This window comes from Synechococcus sp. (assembly GCF_982614295.1).
In genome coordinates, this window is the sequence record NZ_CEXBMR010000005.1 from 39475 (window position 1) to 48026 (window position 8552).

General features: G+C 53.4%; 13 protein-coding genes and 1 pseudogene. 11 read left to right on the top strand and 3 right to left on the bottom strand.

From position 1 onward, the window contains the following. Both AC2JC8_RS01725 and AC2JC8_RS01730 read left to right on the top strand, forming a co-directional pair. Nucleotides 1–414: pseudogene (locus AC2JC8_RS01725) on the top strand (phosphonate ABC transporter); the annotation flags it as partial. A 24-nt stretch (nt 415–438) separates the two neighbouring features. Further along, on the top strand, nt 439–1224 hold the full coding sequence (locus AC2JC8_RS01730; protein WP_484594090.1) for a sigma-70 family RNA polymerase sigma factor: 786 nt from the start codon (nt 439–441) through the stop codon (nt 1222–1224). Here the strand turns inward: AC2JC8_RS01730 and AC2JC8_RS01735 are convergent. Beyond that, the gene (locus AC2JC8_RS01735; protein WP_484594091.1) at nt 1187–1921 is read right to left on the bottom strand and encodes a DUF92 domain-containing protein; all 735 of its coding nucleotides are present in this window, start codon (nt 1919–1921) and stop codon (nt 1187–1189) included. The genes AC2JC8_RS01730 and AC2JC8_RS01735 overlap by 38 nt on opposite strands. A 58-nt stretch (nt 1922–1979) precedes the next feature. On the opposite strand from AC2JC8_RS01735, the gene AC2JC8_RS01740 reads away from it, so the two are divergent. Genes AC2JC8_RS01740 through AC2JC8_RS01750 form a run of 3 tightly spaced genes read left to right on the top strand, consistent with a single transcriptional unit; the run spans nt 1980 to nt 4092 of the window. Further along, on the top strand, nt 1980–2201 hold the full coding sequence (locus tag AC2JC8_RS01740; protein WP_484419878.1) for a DUF3104 domain-containing protein: 222 nt from the start codon (nt 1980–1982) through the stop codon (nt 2199–2201). Between the two features lie 37 nt (nt 2202–2238). Beyond that, nucleotides 2239–3558: a hypothetical protein gene (locus AC2JC8_RS01745; protein WP_484419877.1), complete on the top strand. Its 1320-nt coding sequence runs from the start codon at nt 2239–2241 to the stop codon at nt 3556–3558. Between the two features lie 57 nt (nt 3559–3615). Then, complete coding sequence (locus tag AC2JC8_RS01750; RefSeq protein ID WP_484400920.1) at nt 3616–4092, top strand: hypothetical protein; 477 nt, start codon at nt 3616–3618, stop codon at nt 4090–4092. Here AC2JC8_RS01750 and AC2JC8_RS01755 read toward each other — a convergent pair. Both AC2JC8_RS01755 and AC2JC8_RS01760 read right to left on the bottom strand, forming a co-directional pair. Further along, nucleotides 4061–4825, bottom strand: coding sequence for an RsmE family RNA methyltransferase (locus AC2JC8_RS01755; RefSeq protein WP_484400921.1), 765 nt, complete (start codon nt 4823–4825; stop codon nt 4061–4063). The two genes, AC2JC8_RS01750 and AC2JC8_RS01755, sit on opposite strands and share 32 nt — an antisense overlap. 32 nt (nt 4826–4857) lie before the next feature. Continuing rightward, on the bottom strand, nt 4858–5301 hold the full coding sequence (locus AC2JC8_RS01760; RefSeq protein ID WP_255131058.1) for a DUF3531 family protein: 444 nt from the start codon (nt 5299–5301) through the stop codon (nt 4858–4860). A gap of 39 nt (nt 5302–5340) precedes the next feature. Here AC2JC8_RS01760 and AC2JC8_RS01765 point away from each other — a divergent pair, with 39 nt between their 5' ends. From AC2JC8_RS01765 to AC2JC8_RS01790, 6 genes are all read left to right on the top strand, one after another. Then, on the top strand, nt 5341–5991 hold the full coding sequence (locus tag AC2JC8_RS01765) for an ABC transporter ATP-binding protein (protein ID WP_484594093.1): 651 nt from the start codon (nt 5341–5343) through the stop codon (nt 5989–5991). Continuing rightward, nucleotides 5984–6874: an Hsp33 family molecular chaperone HslO gene (hslO, locus tag AC2JC8_RS01770; protein WP_484400923.1), complete on the top strand. Its 891-nt coding sequence runs from the start codon at nt 5984–5986 to the stop codon at nt 6872–6874. The genes AC2JC8_RS01765 and hslO overlap by 8 nt, the downstream gene beginning before the upstream one ends. A gap of 79 nt (nt 6875–6953) precedes the next feature. Next, the gene (locus AC2JC8_RS01775) at nt 6954–7196 is read left to right on the top strand and encodes an AbrB/MazE/SpoVT family DNA-binding domain-containing protein (RefSeq protein ID WP_484400924.1); all 243 of its coding nucleotides are present in this window, start codon (nt 6954–6956) and stop codon (nt 7194–7196) included. Beyond that, nucleotides 7193–7624: a type II toxin-antitoxin system VapC family toxin gene (locus AC2JC8_RS01780; RefSeq protein ID WP_484400925.1), complete on the top strand. Its 432-nt coding sequence runs from the start codon at nt 7193–7195 to the stop codon at nt 7622–7624. Before AC2JC8_RS01775 ends, AC2JC8_RS01780 begins: the two co-directional genes overlap by 4 nt. 95 nt (nt 7625–7719) lie before the next feature. After that, the gene (locus AC2JC8_RS01785) at nt 7720–7944 is read left to right on the top strand and encodes an AbrB/MazE/SpoVT family DNA-binding domain-containing protein (RefSeq protein WP_484400927.1); all 225 of its coding nucleotides are present in this window, start codon (nt 7720–7722) and stop codon (nt 7942–7944) included. Between the two features lie 20 nt (nt 7945–7964). Further along, nucleotides 7965–8285, top strand: coding sequence for a type II toxin-antitoxin system PemK/MazF family toxin (locus AC2JC8_RS01790; protein WP_484594092.1), 321 nt, complete (start codon nt 7965–7967; stop codon nt 8283–8285). The last annotated feature ends 267 nt before the right edge of the window (nt 8286–8552 follow it).

Below are 8552 nucleotides of genomic sequence, written 5' to 3' on the forward strand. Positions count from 1 at the left end.
ATTCTCGGCAGGCTTTTTCTTGAGGGGTTGGAAGCTCAAGATCCTCGCCCTGAACAGGCCCTGTTGGTGGCTGGGGTTTCTAGCCGCAAGGCATTGCTAATGGCTCGTTTTAATGGGCTTGCGGCTGGTTATTTGGCCTATGGCGCCTACCGCGCTGATGTAATTCTGCGGGAAACAGTGGTGGTGGGTTTGGTTGGGGCCGGTGGTTTAGGGGTGGTTTTGCTGGAGGCCCTCAGTTCATTTGCCTGGGCTGATGTATTTCCAGTGCTTGTGGTGTATGCGCTTCTTACCCTCTTTGGCGAAGAATTAGCTACCCGTTATCGCAGTTTTCTTTTACATAAACACCCCCAAAAGGAGGGGGGTGCCCCCACCCGTTTGCAGCTTTTGGCAAAGCCCATGCTGGAGCGAGCTTGAAGGGGTCCAAATGCTTCTGCAGCCATGGCCCCTCGTCCAATTCGTTATTCCCCTTCCACCCTTGAGGCGATGCATCGCGATTACGCCGATAGCCGTTGCATCCGCCTAAGAAATCGCCTTGTTGAAGCACATTTGAACTTGGTGCGTCAGCAAGCGCAACGCCAGGCCCAGCGTTGCAATCTTGCCTTTGATGACCTCTTTCAAATCGGATGTATTGGTTTAGTGGCTGCGGTGCAGGGGTTTGAGCCGAGCAAGGGGCATGCCTTCAGCACCTATGCCGTGCCATTAATTCTTGGCAAGATGCGGCACCATCTGCGCGACCGGCATCAACCGATTCGTTGCTCCTGGCGGCTCCGTAATTTGATGGCAAAACAAGAACAGCTGCAACAACAAAGGCAGCACCAAGGCTTGCCACCTCTTACCGATCCTGTTTTGGCCTTGCAGCTTGGTTGCACAGAAGAGCGTTTAGAGCAGGCCCGGCGCTTGCACCATGCCTTGCAATGCACAAGCCTTGATGCGCAAAACCAAGATGCTGATGGCCAAAGTTCAGTAAGCCACGAACTGGTGGATTCCCGCCCATCTCCTGAGCAAAACTTACTGCTGCTGGAAATTGATGAAAAAATATCCAGCCTAGCACCTCTTGATCAGCGCCTTATTCGCGGCTGCTGGATTGATGGACGCTCGCAACGGGAATTAGCCCGCGAACTTCAACTCACCCCATGCCGCCTCTCGCGCCGCTTAAAGCGTTTGCAGCAACAGTTGCAACAGCAACTCAGCGCAGCAGGGCCATGGCAAGCCCAGCCGCAATAACGGTTAGTAAGCCATTTACCCCTTCATTAGTAAGCCATACAAAGCGGGGTTGTAATTCAGCCCCGATCAAACTTTCCAGCAAACTTGCCACTAGCCCTACTGCACTCAGTAATGCAATTTGCCCTGCTGGAATCAAACCCAAGCCCCAGCCTATGCAACAAAACAGCAGGGCACCAATAAAGCTGGCCGCTGTTCCCTCAATGCTTACGGCGCCATCGGTACCGGGAGGAACAGGGCGCCATCGGCTCAAGCTCAAGGTGGTTTTACCCCAACGTTTACCGATTTCACTGCCAAAAGTATCAGCCAGTTTGGCGGCAAAACTTGCGACAAAACCGCTCAGCAGCAACTGTTTTGGTGCTCCTGGCAGCAGGGTTGCCAGCGCCAGCACTAGGCCGGTGGCGGCAGATCCCCAAACATTTTCTGGCCCTCTTTTGCCGCCGCGGCCCTCTGCAATACCAAGGGCTTGTTTTTTTGCAAATCCCAGCTTTGTAACTGCGGAGCCAAACGCCAGATAAAGCACCACCGCTAGCCAGCCACGCCAACCGAGGCTGATTGCCAGCAAGGTGCCAAGCCCCCAGGCATGCCACCAGCCGGCTGGGGTTAATAGAGGTAAACGCCGCACCAGCAAGATCAGAACAGCATTAATTACGGCACTAAACAAGCCAGTGATCATTGCGGTGATCATCGGAGCGATCATTGGAGTGGTTTTCGTGAGCAGTTCAGGTGTACCATTCAACTCGATTGCTGGATTGTGAGTGAATTCCCAGGGCCCCTTGTTTCTTGCTGTGCGGGTGGGGGATGTGGTGGCGGTGGCGCCTCCGCGTCAGCAACCTTTTCTAGCTCAGGTGATTTGCTGCGAGGGTGGCGCCCGCACCGCTGAACCCTCCCTGCTTCAGGTGCTACGGGAAGATGATTTAGCAGTGCTCACTGTGAACGCGGATTGGGTGATCGATCTACTTGCAATTCGTAAACATTAAGATTAGTTTGTGCTTGAATTAAGGAACTGGTATTCAGTTGATCGGTCGGGTTGGCGTGCAGGGGGGAGAGCAATTCATATATCTCAAATATTCTGAGGGAACTCCCGTTGGTTGGTGGTATGAGCGGGTAGTACCAAAGCCGTTGAGGCGCCCCCTGGGGCGACGCAATTTTCGCCGCTTTCTTGGACCCGATCTCAGCCAAGCCCATTGGCGTTATCGGGAAGTGGATGAAGAGGTGCAGCGGTTGCTGGAGTTGAGCACCGGCGCCCTGCAGTTGCGCAAGCGGGAGGTGAGGTTGGTGGCCAGGGATTGCGCCCGTCAATTTCAGCAGCAGCACTTTGCTGGGGAGTTGTTAATTCCAGAAGAAAGTGACCTGGCTGAAATTTTGGTTAATGGTTTTCGTGCCCGAGGCTTAGTGCTTTCAATCGACTATTTCCCGCTGGCACAAGAAACTTTTTTCACGCAATTGCATCAGCCTTTAGATGAGCGAAAACGGCCGGGAGCACCTAACACCGTTGCGGGTTGGGTGCTTCAGCGGCGCCAGCGGGGTGTTTCTGCTTCTGGCAGTGAATTGCAATGGCACCGTGAATTAAAGCGGCTGCTTGATTTCAGTGCTGTGAGCCTGCCGGCTGCAGTTAGTGAAGGCGCAGCCTGGCGCTGGCGTAATCATCTTTTTGCTACTGCAAGTACCAGCACCGCCCAGCGACGCCTCACTGTGATTCGCGCTTTTTATGCACAGGCCTATCGCCAGGGCATGGTGGCGCTGAATCCTTTTACATCCCTAGAGCCACTGCCCTTGAGCCCCAGGCCGGAGCCGAGTCTTGATGCCGCATTTCTGCGCAACCTTGATAGAAATTGGCAACATGATCCCATCTATTTATTAGTGCGTTTAATTGGTTTACGCACCCTCGAGGCCGCGGGGTTGAGGCCGATCGATTTGGGCTTAGAGCATGGGCAACCAGTGCTTTGGATTCGCAGTTGGGGATTGCAAGGGGAAGGCAGACCATGCCGGCCTGGGCAGGAACGTTGCTTGCCCTTACCCGAGCATTTGCATCCCCTTTGGACACGCCTTAAGGGTTCAGCTGAAATTCCTTTATGGGCTGATGGCGGGATAGATGGGATCCGCCGCTTTGCTAAGCGATGGGCGGCTGGCTTTAAACGCCAAAGCGGTTGCAATGCTCAAGCTTTGCGGCGTTATCGCCAAAGCCAATGGCAATTGATGGGTGCTGATGGCCAGCATTTGAATCGTTTGCTTGGCACTCTTTCTGCTTGCCACCAACCTGAATGGCAAAAAAACCATGGCTTGGAGCACTGGTTAGAAGCGGCCGCCGCTGAATTTGATGTTGCACAGCCATAAGTAAGCGGCAACTATGGGCTTTATGCCCTGATAATTAGGGTTGGTTGAGGAGATTCCATGGTGTTGAAAAAGCTTCTTGGCATTGGTAAGCCATTTCTGGAGATTTCCAAGGCGCCCACTGTTCCTGTGGATGTGGCGCCAGTAAAAATAGCGCCTGTTGACGAACCTGCAGCTGATCAAATTCCGGCATCTTTGGATTCCGCAGCGCCTGTTTTTAAAATTGGCCCCCCTCTACAAACACCAGTAAAGGTTTCAAAGGAGCTAACGCCGGTATCCCAAAATCAACCTGCCCCCCAAAATCAACCTGCTCCTAAAAATCAGCCTGCGCCCGTAGTTCCTGAAGTTGAAGTGCTCACTACGGCTCAATTACTGGCGGCGGAAAGGGCCGAAATTGACGCTAATACGGTGGTTATTAGCAATGAAACTTTTGCTGATAAGTATCTCAATCCTGCAAACGCGCTGCCTCGCGCACGTCGCTTACCTGGGGCAGCTCTAGCTGGCTTTAAGGAGATGGCTGAAGGGATTCGCCGCTGAGTTGCAGCCGCTGATGTTGCATCAAGGCAAGGCCGCTGATTGCAGCGGTGGAGCAGCGCAACACCGTGGGGCTAAGGCTCACAGCTTGCCAACCTGCAGCGGCGGCGAGCTCACGCTCAGTGCTGCTCCAACCCCCCTCCGGCCCGCAGGCCAGCTGCCAATGCTTTGCATTTATTGCATTTTCTTTTTTTAGTAACTTTTCTAAAGGGGGCACGCCAGCTTCCCTAGTAACACCAATCCAGCGACACACCTCCAAAGCAGCTGGTGTTGTTAATGCGGTAGCAGTATTTTCCAGACCCGCTAAACGTGGTAACCAGGCCCGCTCAGATTGTTCGGTTGCTTCTTTGATAATGATGTTCCAGCGTTCTTGACGCTGGCCGCCTGGTTCAAGTAGCGAATAATCGGCTTGCAGGGGATGAAGCTGATCCACGCCAAGTTCAGTTGCCATCCGCAACATCACCTCTAAATCACGGCGAAATAAACCAAAAAATAATTGCAGATCCGGTTTTATTTGCGGAATCAACTTTTCTTTTTTAATTAGCTGAGCATTGCCATCAGGGCATAAATTTGCCAGATAGATAGTTCCATTGCCATCACAAATGTTGAAACCTGCCCCGCTTTTAAGCCGTAAAACCCTTTGCAAATAATGCAGTTCCCCAGGGTTAAGGGGTAGGGGTTTGGCAAAATCAAGCAAACGATTAGGGGAGATTATTAGCCGCCTTTGCTCAGCCATTATTTCAACTCTATTACATATGTAATTTTGATTTAATTTTCAAAAAAGCGATCTTCACTTTCTTCTACTGGCCAATCTTCATTTGTACCACCGATCAATAATTCTTCGATTTGAAGTAAATCACGATCAAGGCATCTTAGTGAATTGATCAACACATCAAGGGCAACCCCATCGCTGGTGCCGAGATCCAGCCATACCCGAGCCCATTCACTTTGATATTCAAATTCCCCCATGTTGTGCATAACAGCCAAAAGAGAGGTTTCTGCATCGTCGTTGTCGTAAGACATCCAACTCACATCTGCACCTTCTTCATGCACTTGAAGGTTTTCGGCGTTGAAGGCACCGAGCCTGCCAAGGAAATACCAGCTATTGAAGGTTTCCTCTAGGTATTGGCGTTCCCCCTGGCCTGGCACGTTTGGAAAACGCAACCAAAACCAGCAGTTGAAGGGATCGAAATCGCGAAAATTTACCTGCATAGAGCCAAGCTAGGCACCAGTGCACAAATGGACCAGGCATTGCTGGAACTTGAAGCGGTTTGCTATCACCCAGCCACCAGTGAAAAGCCAATCCTGGAGGGGCTCAATTTTCAATTGCGGCTGGGGGAACCCGCGTTGATGGCAGGCCGCAGTGGTAGTGGTAAAAGCAGTTTGCTGGATTTAATTGCCGGTTTAGCTAGCCCGCAGGCTGGCCAAATCCGCTGGGACGGCCACAGCACCAGCGCACGTCAAAGGCGTTGGTTATGCGGTTTGGTGTTTCAATTTCCGGAAAGACACTTTCTTGGCCTCAGCGTTGCTCAGGAATTACACATAGGGCACAGACGCCTGGCAACAGAAAAAATCGATGCTGTATTAACTCAAGTTGGTTTGGCTGGCATTTCATTGCAACAGGCGCCAGAACGCTTAAGCGGCGGGCAACAGCGCCGCTTGGCTATTGCAGTGCAATTGTTGCGAGATCCACCGATCCTGCTCCTGGATGAACCCACTGCAGGTTTGGATTGGTCGGTGCGTCACGATCTTTTGGAGCTGCTTCTTCCGATTAGCCGCGAACGTTTATTGCTGGTGGTTACCCATGAACCGGAGGCATTTAAAGGTTTGATGCAGCAGCATTGGCACTTGCACCAGGGGCGCTGTTTACGATCTAACGATTCGATGTTTGCCCATGCCTGACCAGTTGGTGCGCGCCACGGCAGCTGGTGGCGGTATCCGCCTAGTGGCCATAAATACAACGGTTACGGCCCGTTATGCCAGACGCCGCCATAACCTTTCATATCTCACCAGCGCCTTGTTGGGGCGAGCGATGACGGCAGGTTTATTGCTTGCTAGTTCCATGAAGGTGGCCCATGGCCGGGTGAACCTACGCATCCAAGCTGATGGACCTTTGAAAGGATTGATGGTGGATGCCGGCAGGGATGGCACGGTGAGGGGTCAGGTGGGCGTTCCGCAATTAGAGCTTGATCCAATTGGCGATCCAGCTCAATTTGATTTCAGCAAAGCTGTTGGAACCGGTTATCTACATGTTGTGCGCGATAAGGGCCAAGGACCTCCCTATAGCAGCACCGTAGAACTTGTTAGCGGTTGTGTTGGTGAAGATATTGCGTCTTACTTATTACATTCTGAACAAACCCCATCTGCGGTATTTGTTGGTGAAACAATTGATCAAACCGGCATACGAAGTGCTGGTGGGTTATTAGTACAAATACTACCGAAAGCAGCAGATGAGCCTGCTTTAGTGGCCTTATTGGAGGCCCGCTGCAGTGAGGTGAAGCACTTCAGCCACAAATTGCAGAGTTGCGCTGGCAATTTAGATCAATTATTAAAAGACATTTTTCCAGATCTTGATCCTGTATTGGTGGGTGGTGGGGAAGCGATACAACCGGTGAGCTTTCGTTGCCCCTGCACTCGTAAACGCAGCCTTGCGGCGCTTAAATTACTTGGTGAGGAAGAAATAAAAGATATGATAAAGGTAGATGATGGGGCGGAATTAACCTGTCACTTCTGTAACGAGGTTTACAACTTTAGCTCAGATGAATTGCAGGCTTTAATTAACTGAGGCCCACAAGAGGCCCACAAAAACTGGGGAAGCCAAAACCCCGCTAGTCTTACCAGGTAATACTCGCTTGTGTTTGGCCGTGGATGCATCCAGCACCTGCTCGATGACCAGCAAGGGGCAGGTCACGATCCCAAAGGCCTTACGCCAGCAGCTCGGCCTTGCCCGGGGCAGTCGCGTCTGTTTCGTGCTGGTGGGTGACCACATCGAGGTGCGCCCCTGGCGCACGCAGCAGCCCCTGCCCGCCAGTGGCTTTGGGATGCTCAAGAGCCAGCGCCCGCCGGTGCCGGCCGACTTTGATGCCGCCAGCTTGTTGCGCCCGTGATCGGGCTCGATACCAATGTGTTGGCCCGCTACTTCGTAGAAGAGGCTGACGCTGATGCTGCCACCGCAGCCCAGCGTCAGGCGGCGCGCCAGTTGATCGAATCCGGCCAGGAGCTGTTTCTGCCCAAGACCGTGGCCCTGGAGCTGGAGTGGGTGTTGCGGGGCTATTACGGCTTTGCCGTGGAGTCGGTGCTGCAAGTTTTTGAGCAGCTCCTGAATCACCCCTGTCTCAGCGTCGAAGACCGGCCGGATCTGGAGCAGGCGCTAGCGGGGCTGCGCTCTGGTCTCGATTTCGCCGACGCTCTGCACCACTCCAGTTGCCGCGACTGCGAGGTGATCGCCTCCTTCGATGATCGAGGGTTTGCTCGGCGCATCCGCCAGCTCAACCTGCCGCCGTCGGTGGTGGTGCCCCAGTGCCAGGGATGTTGACGCCTCTTTTTACTCAATCCTTAGCCTTGCGGTAAGGACGCCTTACCGCAAGGAAGTTTTCGGCGTAGGCTGAGCTGGTTCACCTGAGGCTCGTGATGGACATCGCCACGCTCACCGCCAAGGGGCAGGTCACCGTGCCAAAGGCTGTGCGGGACGCATTGGGCCTGAGGCAGGGCGATCGACTCAGCTGGGAGCTGCAAGATGGCTCGGTGCGGGTGCGGGCCGTGGCACCTTTGGATGTGGCCTTTTTGCAGGGGCTGGAGGGCACGCTGAGCGAGTGGAGCAGTCCGGCCGATGAGCAGGCCTTTGCCGATCTATGAGTGCTTTCGACAGCTTTTCTGTGGTGCGGGTGCCCTTTCCCTTCACGGATCGCCAGGCCCAGAAGCGGCGGCCTGCATTGGTGCTTTCTAAGCCAAGCTTTCAGCAAGCCTGCGGCCACCTGCTGCTGGCGATGATCACCTCAGCGCGCCAATCCTCATGGCCCCTGGACTGGCCGATTGAGGATTTGCAGGTTGCAGGCCTGCCGCAACCCTGCGTGGTGCGCCTGAAGCTGTTCACCTTGGATGAGCGGCTGGTGCTTGGCAGTTTGGGTGCCCTGGCCGAAGTTGATCGCGCCGCAGTGATTGCCCAGCTGGCCAAGCTGCTGCCCTCACCCCACTGAGCTGAACTGATGCATATGAAGTGTTAACGGTTAAAGGCAAGAAATTCGCTCTGCAGTCTGGAGTTGCCTTAAATGCCCAAATTAAACTTCAAAAGCGCGAAATAATGCTATCGGATTTAATAGCTTAACTAATTAATCAAACAACACAGCAGTTGCGGCAAGAAGAAGGAGTGCTGGTATTGCCGCAAATTTAGCTTCACTTATGGGCAGGCTGGATCCGGCACTTATGAGGCTACCAATTAATAAACCAATAGCTAAAGCAGCAAT